The sequence below is a fragment of the Vibrio hepatarius genome (genome assembly GCF_011806575.1).
Classification (GTDB): domain Bacteria; phylum Pseudomonadota; class Gammaproteobacteria; order Enterobacterales; family Vibrionaceae; genus Vibrio; species Vibrio hepatarius_A.
Map to the genome: position 1 here is coordinate 54,769 of NZ_JAATOO010000005.1, position 18,684 is coordinate 73,452.

The 18,684-nt window shown below is 47.2% G+C and carries 18 protein-coding genes; 7 read left to right on the forward strand and 11 right to left on the reverse strand.

Features of this window, described 5'->3' with window-relative positions:
• The first annotated feature begins 150 nt into the window (after nt 1-150).
• From HCZ42_RS05125 to HCZ42_RS05140, 4 genes are all read left to right on the forward strand, one after another.
• Entirely contained in the window at nt 151-834 is a 684-nt protein-coding gene (locus HCZ42_RS05125; RefSeq protein WP_167419668.1) for a spondin domain-containing protein, read from the forward strand.
• 10 nt (nt 835-844) lie between these two features.
• A complete protein-coding gene (locus HCZ42_RS05130; protein ID WP_167419669.1) occupies nt 845-1,531 on the forward strand; it encodes a spondin domain-containing protein in 687 nt (228 codons plus the stop codon).
• A 146-nt stretch (nt 1,532-1,677) separates the two neighbouring features.
• A complete protein-coding gene (locus HCZ42_RS05135; RefSeq protein WP_167419670.1) occupies nt 1,678-2,409 on the forward strand; it encodes a response regulator transcription factor in 732 nt (243 codons plus the stop codon).
• Nucleotides 2,410-2,436: 27 nt separating this feature from the next.
• Nucleotides 2,437-3,840, forward strand: coding sequence for a sensor histidine kinase (locus HCZ42_RS05140; RefSeq protein WP_167419671.1), 1,404 nt, complete (start codon nt 2,437-2,439; stop codon nt 3,838-3,840).
• A gap of 19 nt (nt 3,841-3,859) precedes the next feature.
• On the opposite strand, the gene HCZ42_RS05145 is transcribed toward HCZ42_RS05140, so the two are convergent.
• Together HCZ42_RS05145 and HCZ42_RS05150 are read right to left on the reverse strand one after the other, a co-directional pair.
• On the reverse strand, nt 3,860-4,822 hold the full coding sequence (locus HCZ42_RS05145; protein ID WP_167419800.1) for a phosphotransferase: 963 nt from the start codon (nt 4,820-4,822) through the stop codon (nt 3,860-3,862).
• Between the two features lie 10 nt (nt 4,823-4,832).
• Nucleotides 4,833-5,111, reverse strand: coding sequence for a GNAT family N-acetyltransferase (locus HCZ42_RS05150; RefSeq protein WP_167419672.1), 279 nt, complete (start codon nt 5,109-5,111; stop codon nt 4,833-4,835).
• A 160-nt stretch (nt 5,112-5,271) separates the two neighbouring features.
• Between HCZ42_RS05150 and HCZ42_RS05155 the strand changes: the two genes are divergently transcribed.
• On the forward strand, nt 5,272-6,009 hold the full coding sequence (locus tag HCZ42_RS05155) for a PilZ domain-containing protein (protein WP_167419673.1): 738 nt from the start codon (nt 5,272-5,274) through the stop codon (nt 6,007-6,009).
• A 61-nt stretch (nt 6,010-6,070) separates the two neighbouring features.
• Here HCZ42_RS05155 and gltS read toward each other — a convergent pair whose 3' ends face one another.
• Nucleotides 6,071-7,297, reverse strand: coding sequence for a sodium/glutamate symporter (gene gltS, locus HCZ42_RS05160; RefSeq protein WP_167419674.1), 1,227 nt, complete (start codon nt 7,295-7,297; stop codon nt 6,071-6,073).
• A 693-nt stretch (nt 7,298-7,990) separates the two neighbouring features.
• Between gltS and HCZ42_RS05165 the strand changes: the two genes are divergently transcribed.
• Nucleotides 7,991-8,911 (forward strand): DUF368 domain-containing protein, encoded by a 921-nt coding sequence (locus HCZ42_RS05165; RefSeq protein ID WP_167419675.1) that lies wholly within the window; start codon nt 7,991-7,993, stop codon nt 8,909-8,911.
• 90 nt (nt 8,912-9,001) lie between these two features.
• On the opposite strand, the gene HCZ42_RS05170 is transcribed toward HCZ42_RS05165, so the two are convergent.
• The 4 genes from HCZ42_RS05170 to ectA form a co-directional block, all read right to left on the reverse strand.
• Nucleotides 9,002-10,423, reverse strand: a complete 1,422-nt coding sequence (locus HCZ42_RS05170) for an aspartate kinase (protein WP_167419676.1) — start codon at nt 10,421-10,423, stop codon at nt 9,002-9,004.
• 86 nt (nt 10,424-10,509) lie between these two features.
• Complete coding sequence (locus HCZ42_RS05175) at nt 10,510-10,896, reverse strand: ectoine synthase (RefSeq protein ID WP_167419677.1); 387 nt, start codon at nt 10,894-10,896, stop codon at nt 10,510-10,512.
• Between the two features lie 13 nt (nt 10,897-10,909).
• The gene (gene ectB / locus HCZ42_RS05180) at nt 10,910-12,175 is read right to left on the reverse strand and encodes a diaminobutyrate--2-oxoglutarate transaminase (protein WP_167419678.1); all 1,266 of its coding nucleotides are present in this window, start codon (nt 12,173-12,175) and stop codon (nt 10,910-10,912) included.
• A gap of 24 nt (nt 12,176-12,199) precedes the next feature.
• The gene (gene ectA, locus HCZ42_RS05185; RefSeq protein WP_167419679.1) at nt 12,200-12,742 is read right to left on the reverse strand and encodes a diaminobutyrate acetyltransferase; all 543 of its coding nucleotides are present in this window, start codon (nt 12,740-12,742) and stop codon (nt 12,200-12,202) included.
• A 315-nt stretch (nt 12,743-13,057) separates the two neighbouring features.
• On the opposite strand from ectA, the gene HCZ42_RS05190 reads away from it, so the two are divergent.
• Nucleotides 13,058-13,900 (forward strand): tetratricopeptide repeat protein, encoded by an 843-nt coding sequence (locus HCZ42_RS05190; protein ID WP_167419680.1) that lies wholly within the window; start codon nt 13,058-13,060, stop codon nt 13,898-13,900.
• 22 nt (nt 13,901-13,922) lie between these two features.
• Here the strand turns inward: HCZ42_RS05190 and choV are convergent, their stop codons facing one another.
• The 4 genes from choV to betA are packed head-to-tail and all read right to left on the reverse strand — an operon-like array spanning nt 13,923 to nt 18,671.
• Nucleotides 13,923-15,110 carry a choline ABC transporter ATP-binding protein gene (choV, locus tag HCZ42_RS05195; RefSeq protein ID WP_167419681.1) on the reverse strand — a complete coding sequence of 396 codons (1,188 nt, stop codon included), beginning with the start codon at nt 15,108-15,110 and terminating at the stop codon, nt 13,923-13,925.
• A 2-nt stretch (nt 15,111-15,112) separates the two neighbouring features.
• Nucleotides 15,113-15,955 carry a choline ABC transporter permease subunit gene (gene choW / locus HCZ42_RS05200; RefSeq protein ID WP_053407171.1) on the reverse strand — a complete coding sequence of 281 codons (843 nt, stop codon included), beginning with the start codon at nt 15,953-15,955 and terminating at the stop codon, nt 15,113-15,115.
• A gap of 49 nt (nt 15,956-16,004) precedes the next feature.
• Nucleotides 16,005-16,943: a choline ABC transporter substrate-binding protein gene (locus HCZ42_RS05205; protein ID WP_167419682.1), complete on the reverse strand. Its 939-nt coding sequence runs from the start codon at nt 16,941-16,943 to the stop codon at nt 16,005-16,007.
• Nucleotides 16,944-16,979: 36 nt separating this feature from the next.
• On the reverse strand, nt 16,980-18,671 hold the full coding sequence (gene betA / locus HCZ42_RS05210) for a choline dehydrogenase (RefSeq protein ID WP_167419683.1): 1,692 nt from the start codon (nt 18,669-18,671) through the stop codon (nt 16,980-16,982).
• Between the last annotated feature and the right edge of the window lie 13 nt (nt 18,672-18,684).

Consider the following 18,684-nt stretch of genomic DNA (forward strand, 5'->3'; position numbering starts at 1 on the left):
AATTCGGTGATATTGCCGAGAGATCTATTCGTCATCCTTGAAAGTAAGCGCAATACATTCAAAACGTAGCGCCTCAGTGACTCAAGTCGTCCATTTGGAAAAGCCGTAACAGGACTTGGGAATTTACTCTCATTAAAGGATGGAATTACAATGAAAAAACCTACCCAACTCGGACTCATCATGACTTCAGTTGCGCTCGCTCTTGGCTCAGGTGCAATCAATGCAAAAGAGCTGGAGATAACAATCACCAACGCAACAAAAGGGATCTACTTTACGCCACTGATCGTTGCTGCTCACGGTTCGGATCTACAGATGTTTAGAGCGGGTGACGCTGCGACGCCAGAACTTGAAGCCATGGCGGAAGGTGGTGATATCTCTGGTTTATCGAGCTTAATTGGTAACGCTGGCGGCGAAGTAGTCGAAAACCCTGCAGGTGGCATTCTAAATCCAGGCGTCGCGACCACGTTTACTATCAACACGGGCAGCCATAAATACCTTTCTCTCAGTGCGATGCTGCTGCCGACCAACGACGGTTTTGTCGGCCTAGATAGCTGGAAAATCCCGTCCAAATCTGGGATCTATCAAACCACGCTGCTTAGCTATGACGCAGGCACAGAAGCCAATGATGAGTTAGCGAGCAGTATGCCTAACCCGCCGTTTATTACATTTGGCTCTGGCGGTTCTGGTGTAGAAGCCACCGTGAGCAACGACAAAGTTCACATACATCCGGGTAACTTGGGCGATAACGATGCAACAGGCGGCATCAGCGACTTAGACAGCAGCAACCACCGTTGGTTAAACCCTGTTGCCACCATGACCATTGTCGTTAAGTAAGGGGGGATGTATGAAATACAGAATCTTACTTGTCGCAGCGTCAGTGGCTTTGCTCGCTGGCTGCCCAAAAACTGACGACGACAAGACGTATCGGTTTACGGTCAATGTCACCAACTTAACCGCCAATCAGCCTATGTCTCCTCTGGCTTTGCTCACGCATAATGAGAGCTATCAGCTGTTTTCCGTCGGGCAAAGTGCTTCCGTTGAATTAGAACGCTTAGCGGAGGGGGGCAGCAATGCGGAGCTGATTACGCTGATGAACGGCAACGCTAATATCCATGAAGGGATCTCTGGGCATGGTTTAATTCTTCCTGGCACATCAGATCAAGTCACCTTCACCGTCGATCCAGACAGCTACGGCTACCTCTCTGTCGCGTCGATGCTGGTTAACACCAACGACGCGTTTGTCGGTGAATCAGGTCTGTCACTCAAATCGCTTTCCGTGGGTGAACATTTTGAAATGAACATGAATGTTTGGGATTCTGGTACCGAAGCAAATGATGAGTTGGCGTCAACGATCCCAGGGCCAGCAGGTGGTGGTGAAGGCTTCAATGCAACTCGAAACGACAGCAATGACGTGGTGAGTTTCCATCCGGGCGTGGTCAGTCAAGACGATGGATTAGCGAGTTCAACACTGTCTGCTGTTCATCGCTTCTTAAACCCCGGTGCTAAAATCACCATCACGCGAATAGAGTAACTCAGGTTGCCTGTTGTCGCGCTTTCCATAGAGCCTTTAGCCGGGCTCTTTATTAACCACACTACTAGAAATGTCTTTAATGAAAGAAACTCTAAATAAATCCGGTCATGTGCAGAGGGATAAAACTCTAGCACAGGGAAAGGTTTATGGAACGACAAGCAGGCAATGCAGTCGCCAACATTTTGCTGGTAGAAGATGACGATGACTTGGCAGAACTGGTGCAGATACACCTTAAGTTTCAGGGGCATCGGGTGTCTCGTGTGACTACGATCGCCGATGCAAAGGCTCAATACCAACAACAGCCTTTTGATTTACTGGTTCTTGATCGAGGCTTGCCAGACGGTGACGGCTTAGATATTTGCCATGCTCTTCGCCAACAGCAAGATTGGAGTCCGGTGTTAATACTGACCGCCCAAGATGGAGAAATGGACAAAGTTGAAGGGTTGGAGGCGGGTGTCGATGATTACATCACTAAGCCCTTCAGTGTGTTGGAGTTTCAAGCCAGAGTGCGAAATGTACTGCGTCGACTCAACCAAACCGTAGATGCGAAAGTGGAAAATGAAGCTGCACCAGTGAGCATGACGTTTGGCGCATTGAAAATATTGCCCGAGCTGCATCAAGTTTCTTTGAACAACCGAGAGATCGCGCTGACGGCTACTGAGTTTACCCTGCTTCAGTTTCTTGCTACTCGCCCTGGCAGAGTCTACAGCAAAGATGAGTTACTCGATTATGTCTGGCATACCGACCATTCCGGTTATCACCATACGGTGTGCAGTACCATCAACCGGCTAAGGCGTAAGTTATCTTTGTCTGATTCACAGCACCACTTCATTCAGACGGTGTGGGGCGTAGGCTATAAATTTCAACCTCAGCAGTAACTTCGGTTGTTTAGAGAGGTGAACAAAATGAGCTTTAAATCCCGCTTGATTATTTTTACCAGCCTATGGTTCTGTTTGGCCTCGGTTGCGATTTTACTCACCTATCAATGGCAAAAAGAGACCATTGAACAAGGCACTAAACAAAGCCTGCACAAAGAACTCGCAAGCCATATGCGCGATGACAACCCGCTAATGATAGGCACGGATTACAATCCCAACGCGTTGAAAACCATTTTTCACACCTTGATGCTGCTTGGCCCCGATTTCGAAATTTATTTCCTTGATAGCCAAGGTAATATTACTACCCATGCGGCACCAGAAGGGACTGAAATGATGGAGGCCGTTGACTTAGTTCCTATCCGACAATTCCTAAACAATGAACCGTTTCCTATCTTAGGTGAAGACCCACGTAATCGCGGTGAACACAAGGTGTTTTCAGTGGCGGCTATCGAGGAGCTCGGTTCAACGATCGGTTATCTTTATGTGGTGATAGGCAGTACGCGACATACCGCAATCGCTAACGCACAGGTTGATACACCGTACATTGCCCTCGCAGGATTGGTGTTGGTTTCGATTCTTGGCTTTGCGTTAGGTGCTTATTGGCTGGTAAAACGAAGCTTGCTTCGCCCTATCGAACGAGTGACAAATCAACTGCAAAAACAGGCGGAGCACGATTTTCACCTCCAACCGGATTTCACTCGACAAGTCCCAGAGCTAGTACCGATTGCGCACTCTTTTCACTTGATGGCGAAACATATCCAGCAGCAGTTTTTGCAGTTGGAGTATCAAGCAGAACATCGCCGTCAGAGCTTATTACAACTTAGCCATGATTTAAAAACACCATTATCGAGTGTGCTGGGTTATTTAGAGACATGGCGCTTTCAGCACCCGAAATCCAACCCACTGATTGACGTTGCCTACCGAAACGCTGAAAAGCTCTCAGAACAATTGCACTCGCTGTTGGCGATCGCCAAGCAAGACGCGCCAACACCCAATTACGATTATCGCCCTATCGATTTGGCGGTATTGATCTCAGAATGCGTCGAGACAATGCGACCTCAGTTTGAGCGTAAAGACGTGAAGTTGAATCTCGAAATGGATAACGAAATACAAACTGTCGGAGACAACGGACTTCTAGAGCGGCTGATACTCAACCTAATGGAAAACGCACTTCGCCACAGCCCAACAGATTCAGAAGTCAGCTGCCAAGCGAAGTTGAGTGACGACAACTCTCGTGTCCATTTTTATTTATCGAACCAAGTTGAAGATGGTGCCGAGAGTGGCTCACTCGGAATCGGTACCAAAATCGTCCAGTCGATCTTAATGCTTCACCATAGCTATCTTCAAACCAGCGTAACCTCATCCCTGTATCTGCAGACATTTGCTCTAAGAGTGGCTAATACTGGCTCAACTACAGCCCAAGAAACATGAGTAGAATCAGGCTTACTTTTCAGTAAGCCTTTAATTGTTCTAGCGCTTTATCTTTTAGCGCTTCGGTATAAGCATTTATTTTCCAATGGTTTGGACTCCACCCTTTTACGAAGCGCTGAAAATCGGCCCATGCGATAGCAAACAGTGGTTGCCATTTTTGCTCGACGTCGCTCGCATCAAGCTCTGGTCGCAACTCGGTTAACGCTTGTCTAAGGTGCATGAAATATGCATCCAGCAACCACTGTTCGGTTGCCTGACATTCTTCGGGCGTAACGGCGCTACTCATAAATAACGCAACGTCTTTCATCGCACATCCGGCTCCGACGTATTGAAAATCCACCGCTGCAGCGCGGTCTCCTTGCTCGGTAAAGCAGAAGTTAGCCAACTTAGCATCGCCATGAACCAAAGTTGGGTATGCTGCCTGTTTCAATACTTGGTCTATTTGCTCCGCCGTCGCTTTCAACGTTTGGTCTTCTAGAGCGTCAAATTCATCAGGCCGAGTAGCCAAATGCCAGTAAGTGCCTGTCTCCCAAAGTCTATTCGCATCCGACTGGATGTGCTGAGCGTGAAAATAGGCTAACCAGCGTAAACACGCGCACAAGTGATTGGGCTTTGCTTGGGTTATCACTTGACTAAAACCGCGTTGTTTGAGGTCTTCCATCACCAATAGCCATTCATTTTCATGCTGTTCAACCCACAAAGCGTTTGGCGCAGGGCTATGAGCATTGAGCTGGGCGATATAGCGTTGATACCAACTCAGTTCCACTTGATACGATTTCAGCTTGCGCTGGTGCGATAAGTCGGTGTTCCAGCCCCTTGGATGTGATTCTGGTTTGGGCAGGCGCACATGTTTGATGACAATGCTGCTGTCATCAACAAATAGCCTGACCAACTCGCCATATCCACCCCATAAAACTTGCAGTTTTTCACATCGATGAAGAGTACGAAAACCAAGTTGCTCAACGACAGCCAAATAATTCATATGTGCCATACTAAACTTTAAGATGAGCCCACTGAGGATTGCGCTCAAGATAGTGGACAACGTAGCTGCAAACTGGCTTCACTTTAACCGCCATTTTTTCCAGCTCAGGCAGTACCGCTTCCATCATCACTTTGCCGTAACCTTTACCTCTGAGTTCTTCTGGAACCTTAGTTGAAGTGATGACATAAACGCCATTTTCAACTTCGAATTTGACGATCGCGTAGTAGTCGCCCTCTAAGTGGACGCGAAATTGCGAGCTGTCTGGCTCAAAAAATAGGACTTGAGACATATGAAACTCCTAAAACTGATACCTAGTTCAAATAAATCAGGCAATTTGATGTTTGAACTAATTACTGGCTATACATAAAATTTATATCGTTCATAGCATTATGACTAACGACATCTTCCCGTTAATTAAAAACATAACACGCGGGATAAAGGGAGACTAGATGAATACCCAAGCGGTAGAGAAGGACCAGGATTCACATCCCGAGAGTAAAGACCGAAGTGTCACCACCGTCCATAGTGCTGATGCTTTAGCCATGATCGAACATGGCGGCGAACTTACTATGGGTATCACGACACCAGTTGGCATGACTTTTCGTTGTAAAACGGCTTTTATCGGCACGCATTCGAACAGTATGATTCTGGCGGAGTTGCCTGACAAAGTACCGGAGACAGACCTTGATCACTTCTTCCAAGAAGGTTTCTGGTCGACGATTAGGGCAATATCACCGCGAGGTGAAGGTGCAGTGATTCATTTTCGTAGCCAGATACACCATATTGTCAAAGACCCTTTGCCGATGGTGATGCTTTCAATCCCGCCAACCATGCAGGTTTCTCAACTGCGTAAGGAGCCGAGATTTGAAGTTAACTTGGAAGCAAAAGTTGTCGCTGAAGGTAGAAAGTTTGACTGCGAGATTCGTGACTTATCGAAAAGCGGCTGCCGGTTTATAACCTCTCCACTTAACCACACTTTCCAAATCGGTGAAGAGATTGCGCTTTACGTATTAATCAAATCAGGTCGAGTCGGTTCGTTTGAACCGCTATACGGGACAGTGTGTAACTTACAACGTTCGATGCAATACGCCAAATACGGCGTGAAATTTAACGAACCGGGTAAAACCAACGCCAAGGATTTACTCAGTCATTTTAAATTTGACGGCACTCGATTGAGACTAAAGTAAATAACACCTAACAGAAAACGCCCTGTTGTCACCGACAGGGCGTTTTTATTTGCGGCTCAACTCACCCGAGGAAAGAGATATAGCCTTGTAGAATCACTAGGTTGACGATATCAATAAAGAATGCGCCAACGATAGGTACCACCATAAACGCTTGTGGTGAAGGTCCAAATTTGTTCACGATTGAGCCCATATTCATTACTGCTGTTGGCGTCGCGCCTAAGCCAAAACCGCAATGACCGCCAGCGATCACGGCTGCATCGTAATTCGAGCCCATGACTTTAAATGTCACGAAGTAAGCAAAAATACCGAGCACGACAGATTGCACCGCCAAAATCACCAAGAATGGAATCGCAAGGTCAAAAATGTTCCAAAGCTTTAAGCTCATCAACGCCATCGCTAGAAATAGCGATAACGCCACGGTACCCAAAATATCGATGGTTTCCGCATTCACTTTATGTAGTTTGGTCACTTCAAGAATATTGGTGATGAACACACCGATAAATAGCGCGTAAACGAAGTCCGGAATCATCAACCATTTGACTTCAAAACTGCTGACCCACTGCTCTAGATACTTTGCACCCGTGACACAAATCAACAGAATAAACAGCACTTCGATCACTTTCTTCGCCGTGACTCTATCTTCTTCGTATTCATTGTAGGTAATGACTTCTGGGAACTTCTCGTGAGTCTGAGTACCACGGCCATATTCAGACTCGAAGTTGTTCTTATCGACCAGTTTCTGCGCCACTGGACTACCGATAATACCGCCAATGATTAGACCAAATGTCGCCGATGCCATCGCGATCTCAAGCGTATTACTCAAGCCGTAGTTTTCGGTAAACGTTGTAGACCACGCTGCACCAGTTCCGTGCCCGCCAGAGAGCGTAATCGAACCCGCGATTAAGCCCATCAAAGGATCGAGACCCAATGCCGTCGCCAATGAAACGCCTACCCCATTTTGAATAATGATGTAAAACGATGCGACCGCAAGGAAAACAAAGACTTTAGCGCCACCTTTCATCAACTGCGTGTAGTTCGCCGCAAGACCAACGGTACTGAAAAACATCAGCATAAATACGTTTTGCAGCGGTAGCGAAAATTCTAAATCCACCCCATTGAAGTGCATAAGGGTAATAAAAACGGCAACAATTAAGCCACCTACAATGGGCTCTGGGATGTTGAATTTCTTTAGTATCGGTAGCTTAGAATTGACAAAGTGACCTAAGAATAGAACGCTGATTGCGATTAAGAAAGATTCTAACGGTCCAATTGAAATTATCTGATTCATATAACCTCTTTATTGTTCGTCACTCATCTTCCCTAATGAGTTAAGAGCCATTGAAACTGGCTCATCGCTAGGCGCAAGCACACGCGAAAAAAGTAGCGCGATTTCCTATGCGATTATTGAAATTTCTCTATTGAAAAGTTTCCTCTCTACAGCGGGGACTCCCGCTCCATTTCAACAGCAATACCCCGAATTTTCATCGTGGGCACCAAAAGAAAGGCGACATTATTAATGGAGTTAGAGCAATTTGTCGAGCCTAGGCTGTAAAAACGTGCGCTCGGCAGGTGTAAACTTGAAGCACGTTCAAGTTACCTAACATGATGAATTAAATGTAATTTGGACGAATTTGAGGCAAAAAAAGAGCCAATCGCAAAAGTCGATTGGCTTATATATTGTGTGAACAAAATGCATTCACTAACAACGTCAGTTGGCTAGGTGACCCTCGGCTTAAAAAGGGTCATTTGTATTAATGCAGTATGCGTGCCAACTTTTCAAAGCCCATATTTGCAGTAAAACACACGTTTTTTGTCCGGATTGAGTTGCCAGAATGCAAAATGAAATTGCAATTTGCGAATAAATTGCAAAACAATATTAAACAAGATTCTTATAAATGCTTCTATCAGTTTAATATTTTTCATACTTTTTTTAACTTAGAGTCGATATACTCGTAGCACCTAACTTTATCAACCGAGTAGCATGAACTATTTTACGACTTTCCTGAAAGGGGTAGCGATGGGCGCTGCTGACGTAGTCCCAGGCGTTTCAGGTGGCACTATCGCTTTTATTACTGGCATTTACGACACTCTGCTCGAAAGCATTCGACGCGTTAACCCTAGTCTCTTAGGTATCTGGAAGCGTGATGGCTTCAAAGCCGCATTCAATCACATCAACGGCTTGTTCTTGATCTCACTGTTTGGTGGTATTTTCATCAGCATTGCCACTTTAGCGAAGTTAATCTCTTGGTTACTCGTTACTCACCCGATCCCATTATGGTCATTCTTTTTTGGTCTGATTTTGGTCTCGGTGTTCCACATGCTTAAACAGGTCGAGCAACGCACACTTAGCCGCTTTATCTTCCTGCTGCTGGGCGTCGCATTCGCCTATAGCATTACGGTGCTAAAACCTCTGCATATGGAACCAACCAGCCTTAACGTCCTGCTGGCGGGTTCAATCGCCATTTGTGCGATGATCTTACCGGGTATTTCGGGCAGTTTTATTCTGCTGCTTATCGGTATGTATACCCCCGTGCTTGGCGCGGTGAAATCGTTTGATATCTCAATTCTGGCGCTGTTTCTCTCAGGCTGCGTAGCTGGTCTACTGACGTTTTCACATCTACTATCGTGGTTACTAAGACGCTTTCGCGATTTTACTTTAGTGTTCTTGACCGGTTTGATGCTGGGCACACTGCCTAAGATCTGGCCTTGGAAAGAAACGCTGACATGGCGCACGAACTCTAAAGGTGAGCAAGTACCGTTGTTACAGGAAAACTTATCGCCTTTTGATTTTGAAGCAGTCACGTCACAGCCGGCGCAACTGGGCATCGCCATTGTACTGATGGTGTGTGCGATTGCTCTGGTGCTGGGTTTAGAGAAGTTTGCCGAAAACCGCGATATCTAAAGCAAGCACAGAAGAAGTAATCAAAGAAAAGGCGATACCTAGGTATCGCCTTTTTGTTAGGGGGAGATGATTCGTTTTTCTTGCTCTAGATTAAGCGACTTGACCAATCGCAATGTGGTCTTGCTTGGCAAACAACTCTTCGTGTAAGGCACAAATCGCTTTCTGGTACTCTTTGTCACTCACCACAAACTGCACGTTGACGTTGCGCATCGATGAGTGCAACGCCGCTGGTGTAATACCGTTGTTCATCAGCGCCAGCACACCCTGAGCCAACGCTTTGTTGGTATCAATCTGTGAACCAATCACAGAGATCAGCGCCACCATACGTCCTTTAATCGAGGCTTTCGGATAACGTTTTTCCGCTTTGTATAGCACCTTGTTCAGGCTTTCAGTGCTGCCACCCAGGTAGTAAGTGATCGAGTTTGCATTCATCTCTTTACCAATCAGATTCACGCGTGCATCTGAGATAATTTCCATCAACTCACAGCTCACGTTGTCCACCTGACCAACCATCGCTTGGTCAAACAAGTGCAAAGCAAATACTTTCTCTTTGCCCGCGATAATCTCAACGCGGTCTTCATCTGGTTTGTACTGACTTGAGATCAAGGTGCCTTGATGCTCTGGCTCAAAGGTGTTCTTGATTTGCAGTTCAATACCACTTTCTCGAAGGCCAGCCGCCGCATTCGGGTGAATCGCTTCCATGCCTAAGTTCGCTAACTGATCAGCAACATCATAGTTAGTATGACCAATCGGCAACACTTTCTCAGGGCCAACCACGCGAGGATCAGCCGAGCTTAAGTGATACTCTTTGTGGATGATTGCCAAATCCGCGTTAGTAATGGAGGCTACTCGGCTGAACGTCATTTCACTGTAGCCGCGATCGTAGGTCGTCATTAGACCTTCTTTACAATAGGCGTAACCAGTAACAATCGGCAGTTCTTTGTCCATATCGATGCCGTCAAACGCGTCTTGAATAGTTTCATCCAAGCTTTTTGGCGTTTGTGTATCCCAGCCTGATAGGTCAACAAAAGTAGCGTTGATACCCATATTTTTCAGCTTTAACGCAGTATTAAACGCGCTGTGTGCTTCACCCAATGACGATAAAAACTCGCGAATCTGTGGCAAGTACTGTCTCAACGAAAACTGCCCGTACTGACAGGTTTCCATAATATTGGTCACACAGTTTTTCGCTTCAGAAATGCGTGAGCGAATAAACTTGTCCGCTCGCATACGATTCATTGGGTCTGCAAAGATGTTCTCGTTGGTCAGCAGCATACGCTTCTCAACATAATCCAGAGCCTCTCGCCATTCTTCATCCCGCTTCGCAATCAATTGGTAAACGCCAGGCTTGCCGGTTTTCTTACATTCCAATAGCGCATCGGTAATGCCGCCGTAAGCAGACACCACAAATGCGCGTTTGTAGTGTTCTTCTGGACGTAGGATGATGTTTTCGAGTACAGCATCGAATGCTGTCATTGATGTACCGCCGATTTTTTCTACGGTATAAGTCATATTAGATAACCTCGATTATTTAATGACATGGAGAGTGAGGAGGATTTGAGATAGCGGGGCACAGAGCCCCACTCGCTGCCGCTCTGTTAGTCGACCAGAGGGTAGACACCGTTTTCATCGTGCACTTCTGCGCCGGTGATCGGTGGATTGAAAACACAAGCCATTACCATCTCTTTGCCCTTGTAGGCGCGCAGGTAGTGCTCGTCATGTCTATCGAGAATGTACAAAGTACCCGGTTTAATTGGGTAAGTTTCACCGCCAACCACTTCGATTTCACCTTCACCACTCATGCAGTACACCGACTCTAGGTGGTTCTGGTAGTGGATATGTGTTTCGGTCCCTTCAAAGATGGTCGTGATATGGAAAGAAAAACCCATTTTGTCATCTTTCAACAACATGCGAACACTTTCCCATGTTTCTGCTACGACTCTACGTTCACTGTTTCGACACTCATCTAGTGTTCTAACAATCATGTTTTCTTCCTTGTTATGATGCTTTTTTAAAGTATTTTGTTGCAACGCTTTCTACCGCATTTTCAAAAATGCTCATGCCTTGCTCGAGTTCTTGTTCGGTAATCGTCAGTGGACAGAAGAACTTAACGATTTCATCATCAGGACCCGCTGTTTCAATCACCATACCCAGTTCAAAACAAGTCTTAGCGATCTCGTCCGAAAGATCACCATTTCGGCACTCAATACCAATCATCATGCCGCGACCCTTTTGCTGTACGAATAGCTCTGGGTAACGCTTAAGTAGGCGCTGAATCGTGTTAGACACTGTCTGTGAACATTGACCAATGTGCGTTTCAAACTGGTCGTCTGCCCAATAGATTTCTAGCGCTTTTGCCGCGGTAACGAAAGCGTGGTTGTTACCACGGAACGTACCGTTGTGCTCACCCGGTTTCCATTGGTCAAGCTCAGGCTTGAGCAAGACCACCGCCATTGGCAGGCCGTAACCACCAATTGATTTCGATAGCGTCACCATATCTGGCTTAATGCCTGATGGCTCAAAACTGAAGAAGGTACCAGTACGACCACAACCCGCTTGGATGTCGTCAACGATCAATAGAATATCGTTTGCTTTACAGATTTTGCTCAGGCGTTGTAGCCACTCGTTTGATGCGACGTTCAAACCACCTTCACCCTGAACGGTTTCAAGCAGAACCGCCGCAGGTTTGTCCATACCACTTGAGTTGTCAGACAGCATGGTTTCGAACAACGCCAGACCATCAACATTCGCGTAACCGTCATACGGAATGCGAGTGACGTTGTTCAACGGTGCACCATTACCCTGACGGTGATGCTGGTTACCTGTTGCTGCCAGCGCACCCGCAGTACAGCCGTGGAAACCATTTGTGAATGCAACGATGTTGCTGCGACCAGTCACTTTACGCGCTAGTTTCAGCGCAGCTTCAACAGCGTTAGTACCTGTTGGGCCAGTAAACTGGACTTTGTAATCTAGGTCTCGTGGAGCAAGGATGTAACGCTGCAGCGATTTAAGAAACGTTGCTTTCGCCTCGGAATGCATATCCAATCCGTGTGTGATGCCGTCAGCTTCGATGTATTCAAGCAATGCTTGCTTAAGGACTGGGTTGTTGTGTCCGTAGTTAAGTGAACCGGCACCAGCAAGAAAGTCCAGATAGCGCTCGCCTTGCTCAGTTTCTAGCCAGCAACCTTTTGCTTTTTTGAATACCACTGGAAAACTGTTTGAGTATGAACGTACTTTGGATTCTTGTTTTTTAAAAATATCCATGTGAAAGACCGTAATGGCTCCTTTTTATTGAGGATTATTTAAGGGGATGCGATACAAATATTCGGTATCGTGCGTGCCTTTGAAATGTGCTTCTTCGTCTAAGAACGTGCTGACTTCACCACGATTACCGTTGTTGGAATCTAGCTTTTTGAACAACGACCAAGACGCGTCGTTGTCTTTGGTGATGGTGGTTTCTACGGCATCGACTCCTTGTAGCGATTGACGCTGCAACAACTGGTCGAGCATTTTGTAAGCCAAGCCTTTACCGCGATAGCGTGGAGACACAGCCACTTGCCATACGAACAACACATTAGGATCATTGGGTTTTCTGTAGCTTGAGATAAAACCAGCAATGTCTTTGTCTTGCTCCGCAATGATGCAAGTGTCGCTGAAGTGCGCTGCTTGAAGAAAATTGCAGTACGAAGAGTTAACATCCAATGGCGGACAATCTGCGATTAAACAGAAGATCTTGCCTCCATCCGCTCTGCTAGGTTCACGAAAATTCCATTTTTTACTTGGGGTCTCACCGATTTCGGGATACATCACCCAAGGCGCTGATGTAATCATGTGCAAAAACATTTCCTTTGAACTCTAAACAAATTTCGCAGTTATTATCGCGCATTCCCTCCGGTTAAAATCAAGAGACATCCCAATTTATGTGACAGGGATCACAAAAAGAACTCGATAAATCACCAAAAAATGATTAGAACTCTAAATTGTTGCAGTTTCATTTCACGGTAAAAATTCAATTTGAGGGCGAAAGAGTTACCAGTCTTTTTCGTGCAAGAAGATAAATTTCCTCGTAATTACCATACTAACTGACGCACGAATTTGTTAAGTTTCTTCTGACGATAAAACAAAGATTTAACCGGATGACTTGCTATGCGCATTTTGATACTTCTCTTAGGGCTGTTTTCTTTTGTCCAGCCAACACTCGCCGAACAAAAGTCATACTCTGAGAGCGACTTACTAGACCGCCCGCTCATGGAGCGATACATACTTGATGAGCTCAAAGCATTAAGACAAGAGCAGCAAGATTTGGAGAGAAAGCTTACTGTTCAAATTACTGACCGTGAGTTATCCGTTGCTGATAAGTCGCTTAACTATGCAAATGTCACCGTCACGTACTTTTTCTACATCATTGCAGGTGTGGCTTCTTTGATCGCATTTGTCGGCTGGCAATCTCTGAATGAGTTTAAGAGCAACACCAGAGAGATGGCGGACAAGCGCCTTGATTCGATAGCTAAAGAGTACGAGAAGAAGTTCAGTGTGCTCGAGCGCGACTTGAAACGTAAGACGCGCATCATCAGCGAGAACAACAAAGAAATCGAAAAGATCAACGAGATCCACAACCTGTGGCTGCGTGCCCAAAGCATGCCGACACCAGAGCAGAAGATTGATGTGTACGATGAGATTTTGGGCATTCGCCCTGGTGATTTGGAAGCGCTGACGTACAAAGCCGACGCCGCGATGGAAATCAACGAGTACCACTGGGCACTCAGTCTTTCAAACCGAGTGCTTGAACTCGATACAACCAACGGACCGGCATTGTACCAGCGTGCGTGTGCCTACTCTCGTCTCGGGGTTGAAGAGCAAGCAATTGAAGATTTAGAACGTGCGATCGAAGCGAGCCCTTCTATCCGCGACCTGATCAACACAGAGCCTGATCTAGAAGGGCTACACGGTAATCCACGCTTTGATGCGCTATTGCACAGCGAACACTAAGGTTACCGAATCGCTCCACAAGCTACGCCGCTTGTGGAGCGTTATAATTCCCTAGCAGCGCATCATAGAAGTTGCTGTCATTAAGTACACCTACTAGCTTGCCATTTTCGACTAACAGTATTGGCTGACCGCTACGCTGCTTAAGCTCAATCGCTTCTCTCATTCCAATCTCTGGGCTAGCCACCACGATGGTATTTTGATCCACTTGGTCAATATCAAACTGACCTTGTTGCCATTCAATCAGCTTAAGACCTTTGCCTTGCACAAGTTGAACATTCGCTGGCGTTTGTTCTACCCATACTTGCTTAGCCGCGCAAACTTCCAGTTTGTCCTGCTGTTGCCTTAACTCACTCACTGGCTGCATCAGTGAACGCCCTTTGAGGACATTTAGCGGATTAGTATGCGCAACAAAGTCACGAACGTATTCGGTTTCTGGCTGCAACACTATCTGTTCTGGTTTACCGTGTTGAATAAGTTTCCCCGACTCCATAATCGCAATGTTGTTGCCGATTTTCAGCGCTTCATCAAGGTCATGGCTGACAAACAAGATGGTCTTGTTGAGCTTTTCCTGCAGAGCGATCAACTCGTCTTGCAACTGCGCACGGATCAGCGGGTCCAGCGCAGAAAACGGCTCATCCATCAACAAGATATCAGTGTCCATCGCAAAGGCACGCGCTAGACCAACCCGTTGCTGCATACCGCCAGACAACTCGTGTGGGAATTTATCCGCCCATTCGGTTAACCCGACCATATCAAGCTGCTGCTTGGCTTTCTCTCTGCGCTCTGCTTTAGGCATGCCTTGCATTTCTAGGCCAAACGCGACGTTATCAAGCACGCTTAACCAAGGCATTAGGGCAAATTTCTGAAACACCATCGAAATTCGGTGAGTTCGCAGATGACGCAGTGTGGCTTCGTCACAATCCGCTAAATCAACTTTCTGCTCGCCATCTTTGATCTCCAGTGCGCCGCGCGAGATGGTATTCAAACCATTCACCGCCCTTAGCAGACTTGATTTTCCTGAACCAGAAAGCCCCATTAATACACAGATTTCACCCTCTTTAACGCTCATACTAACGTTGTCCACGCCGACAACTTGACCGGTTTGGTCGATGATCTCCTGACGGGCTTTGCCTTGGTCGAGCAATTCCAACGCTTTCTGTTGCTGGTCACCAAATACCACATCAAGGTTTTTAATCGTAATTGCATCCATGATTATGCTTCCTTCTGGTTAGGTGTTTTACATAGGCGGTCGAGAATGATTGCGACAAGGACAATCGCCAGTCCAGCTTCAAAGCCTTGCGAGATGTTTACCGTATTAAGCGCTCGAACGACGGGTTTACCTAAGCCATCTGCACCAACAAGCGCAGCGATCACCACCATCGACAGTGACAACATAATACACTGAGTCACACCCGCCATAATGCTTGGCATCGCAGCAGGAAGCTCGACTTTGAACAGCAGCTTCATGCGGTTGGCACCGAACGCTTTGCCCGCTTCGATCAACTCTTCAGGCACCTTAGTGATCCCGAGGTAGGTTAAACGAATTGGCGCTGCGATGGCGAAAATGATGGTCGAGATAAGCCCCGGAACAATGCCCAAACCAAACAGAACCAGTGTCGGGATCAGGTAGACAAACGTCGGCACCGTCTGCATCAAATCGAGAATCGGTCTGAGCAGCGTATATAACCAAGGACGGTGCGCCGCCATAATGCCCAGAGGAACACCAATTAATACGGAAATCGTTGTCGCCGCGAAGACTAAGACAAAGGTTTCCAGCATTTCTTGCCAGTATCCTAGGTTCAAAATGGTCAGTAGAGCCGCGACAATAAACAGCACCAGTGGCACGCTGCGGTGCAAATACCATGCGATCGCAGCCGTCAGTACGATAGGCGCCGCCGGCGGCATCCACTTAAAAATGTCTACAACAAAAAGAATGATGGTTTCGAGAAAAATGGAAATCGCATCAAACAAGCCAGACGCATTGGTCGTCAACCAATCTACGCCCGTTTCCATCCATTGACCTAAGGGGATTTTGTTGTCTGTAATAAAATTCACAATACACCTTTGTTTGTTAGGGTGAGCCTTTGCAGCTCACCCTGTCTAATTACGCTTTTGAGTTGATATAGTTGCTTACCGCTTGAGCTGCATCTTCGCCCGCTAGCGTCTTCACGCCTTGCAGCCAAGTTTCGATTTGCTCAGGGTTTTGTTTCAGCCACTGCTGTGCGGCTTTTGCAGGCTTCACTTTCTGGTTGAGGATCGCTTCCATCAGCTCATTTTCCATCTCAAGGCTGAACTCGAGATTCTTCAGCAACTGACCTACGTTTTGACATTGGTTGAGGTAGTCAGCACGTACGTTGGTGTACACATTCGCACCGCCGTAGTTCGGACCGAAATAGTCGTCACCACCGTCGAGGTACTCCATTTCGATGTTGCTGTTCATCGGATGCGGCGCCCAACCTAAGTAAACAATCCATTGATTGCGACGTGCAGCACGTGATACCTGCGATACCATGCCCGCTTCACTCGACTCAACAAGGCTAAAGTCTTTCAGGCCAAATGCATTCTCGTCGAGCATTGATTGGATCAAACGGTTACCATCGTTCCCCGGCTCGATACCGTAGATGCGGTCACGGAACTTATCCGCGTGTTTCGCCAAGTCAGCAAAGCTTTTCACCCCAGCATCGTAAACGTACTTCGGCACAGCTAGTGTGTACTTGGCACCTTCTAGGTTAGCGCGCACGGTTTCGACCGTCCCCGCTTCACGGTATTTAGCGATATCTCCCTCCATTGTTGGCATCCAGTTGCCAAGGAAGATATCGATATCACCGTTCGCCATCGACGAGTACGTCACTGGCACAGAAAGCAGGTCAGTTTTGGTTTGGTAGCCCATACCTTTCAGCAGCTCGCTTGTTACCGCTGTGGTCGCGGTAATGTCGGTCCAACCGACATCAGCGAAACGCACGGTTTCACATTGGTTACCATAAGCGTTCATTGCTAAGGTACTTAGCGCGAGAGTTGAGAGCATTTTTGTCTTCATAGACATATTAATTTCCTTATATTAATTACTGACTTTGGGGACTTAGCCCAATTTTCTTTTTGGTGAATTAATTCGTTGTTTTTCCTGCCACTGCGGGGCTATCCACACTGGTAGATCTTGTGTTGGCAGCGGCGCTTTGTTAAGAATCATGTCTGCAGCACGCTCGGCGACCATAATGGTTGGCGCATTGAGGTTGCCGTTTGGAATAGTAGGGAAGACTGAAGAGTCCACCACACGTAGACCTTGGATGCCGCGCACTCGGCACGTTTCATCCACTACCGCCATCGGGTCGTCATCGGCGCCCATTTTACAGCTGCAAGAAGGGTGATACGCACTTTCGACGTTCTCTTTGACCCATTCGTCGATCGCTTCATCACTCTTAATATCCATACCCGGTTGGATCTCTTCACCGCGATACTCATCCATCGCTGGCTGCATTAAGATTTCGCGCGTCAGGCGAATACAGTCACGCCAGTCTTGGCGATCTTGTACGGTAGAAATGTAGTTGAATTCGATACGCGGTTTGTCGTGTGGATTTGCCGAAGTAATCGCAACCGTGCCACGACTTTCCGGTTTGTTGGGCCCAACGTGGACTTGAAAGCCGTGGCCATCAAACGCGGCTTGTCCGTCATAACGCATCGCCGCAGGCAGAAAGTGATATTGAATATTCGGCCACTTAAGACCTTTGCGAGAGCGGATAAATGCGCACGATTCAAAATGGTTGGTTGCGCCTAATCCTTTGTGGGTCAGGATCCACTCTGTGCCAATCATTCCTTTGCTTACCAAGCCTAGCTTACTGTTGAGCGTGATCGGCTGTTTGCAGTGATATTGGAAATAGACTTCAAGATGGTCTTGCAGGTTTTTACCCACGCCTGGAAGATCGTGTGCGACCTCAACTCCGGCCTTTTCCAGTACGGTTTTTGGCCCAATACCCGACAGTTGCAGCAGTTGCACTGAACCAATAGAGCCCGCCGACGAGATCACTTCTTTTACCGCGTAGCACTGCTGCACGCTGCCGCGCTTTTCAAACTCAACGCCGACGGCCTTCTTACCGTCAAGCAGCACTTTGCGCGCGACCACACCTTTAACTAGCGTCAAGTTAGAACGCTTGAGTGCACGCCTTAAGTACGCGTTAGAAGTTGAAGCGCGTACGCCTTTGTCGACGGTCATGTGCATCGGGCCAAAGCCTTCTTGCTGATAACCGTTGTAGTCGTCCGTTTGCGGGTAACCCGCTTGCTGACCTGCGTCGATAAAGGCTTGGTAAAGTGGGTTGAGCGCCATATCGTTACCGTTACAAGTCCCTAGCGGACCTTCGCCGCCACGGTAGTTATCCTCGCCGCCTTGCCAAGACTCCGCGCGACGAAAATACGGTAGACACGCTTGGTAGTTCCAGCCTTTCGCGCCGTGCTCTTCCCACTCGTCAAAGTCACACGCGTGACCTCGCACATACACCATGCCATTGATTGATGAGCTGCCACCGAGCACTTTACCGCGTGGGCAATGCAGCTTGCGCCCGTCGAGACCTTTTTCTTGTGTCGTTTCGAACTGCCAGGCGTATTTTTCGGTATTCATCGGGTACGACAGCGCGGTCGGCATCTGGATGAAAATGCTCTTATCAGTACCACCAGCTTCGAGTAGTAGCACCTGATTCTCTCCGCTTTCTGTCAGCCTGTCTGCCAACACACAGCCGGCCGAACCCGCGCCGACGATAATGTAATCGTAGCGTTGTTGCATTTGTTGTCTCCAT

Excerpts from the sequence above, each read along its gene's own strand:
- HCZ42_RS05130 (WP_167419669.1), top strand. The coding sequence starts at position 845 with ATGAAATACAGAATCTTACTTGTCGCAGCGTCAGTGGCTTTGCTCGCT.
- HCZ42_RS05135 (WP_167419670.1), top strand. The coding sequence starts at position 1,678 with ATGGAACGACAAGCAGGCAATGCAGTCGCCAACATTTTGCTGGTAGAA.
- HCZ42_RS05190 (WP_167419680.1), top strand. The coding sequence starts at position 13,058 with ATGCGCATTTTGATACTTCTCTTAGGGCTGTTTTCTTTTGTCCAGCCA.
- HCZ42_RS05155 (WP_167419673.1), top strand. The coding sequence starts at position 5,272 with ATGAATACCCAAGCGGTAGAGAAGGACCAGGATTCACATCCCGAGAGT.
- ectB (WP_167419678.1), bottom strand. The coding sequence starts at position 12,175 with ATGGATATTTTTAAAAAACAAGAATCCAAAGTACGTTCATACTCAAAC.
- HCZ42_RS05145 (WP_167419800.1), bottom strand. The coding sequence starts at position 4,822 with ATGAATTATTTGGCTGTCGTTGAGCAACTTGGTTTTCGTACTCTTCAT.
- choV (WP_167419681.1), bottom strand. The coding sequence starts at position 15,110 with ATGGATGCAATTACGATTAAAAACCTTGATGTGGTATTTGGTGACCAG.
- HCZ42_RS05140 (WP_167419671.1), top strand. The coding sequence starts at position 2,437 with ATGAGCTTTAAATCCCGCTTGATTATTTTTACCAGCCTATGGTTCTGT.
- HCZ42_RS05165 (WP_167419675.1), top strand. The coding sequence starts at position 7,991 with ATGAACTATTTTACGACTTTCCTGAAAGGGGTAGCGATGGGCGCTGCT.
- HCZ42_RS05205 (WP_167419682.1), bottom strand. The coding sequence starts at position 16,943 with ATGTCTATGAAGACAAAAATGCTCTCAACTCTCGCGCTAAGTACCTTA.
- betA (WP_167419683.1), bottom strand. The coding sequence starts at position 18,671 with ATGCAACAACGCTACGATTACATTATCGTCGGCGCGGGTTCGGCCGGC.
- gltS (WP_167419674.1), bottom strand. The coding sequence starts at position 7,297 with ATGAATCAGATAATTTCAATTGGACCGTTAGAATCTTTCTTAATCGCA.
- ectA (WP_167419679.1), bottom strand. The coding sequence starts at position 12,742 with ATGATTACATCAGCGCCTTGGGTGATGTATCCCGAAATCGGTGAGACC.
- HCZ42_RS05170 (WP_167419676.1), bottom strand. The coding sequence starts at position 10,423 with ATGACTTATACCGTAGAAAAAATCGGCGGTACATCAATGACAGCATTC.
- HCZ42_RS05150 (WP_167419672.1), bottom strand. The coding sequence starts at position 5,111 with ATGTCTCAAGTCCTATTTTTTGAGCCAGACAGCTCGCAATTTCGCGTC.
- HCZ42_RS05175 (WP_167419677.1), bottom strand. The coding sequence starts at position 10,896 with ATGATTGTTAGAACACTAGATGAGTGTCGAAACAGTGAACGTAGAGTC.
- HCZ42_RS05125 (WP_167419668.1), top strand. The coding sequence starts at position 151 with ATGAAAAAACCTACCCAACTCGGACTCATCATGACTTCAGTTGCGCTC.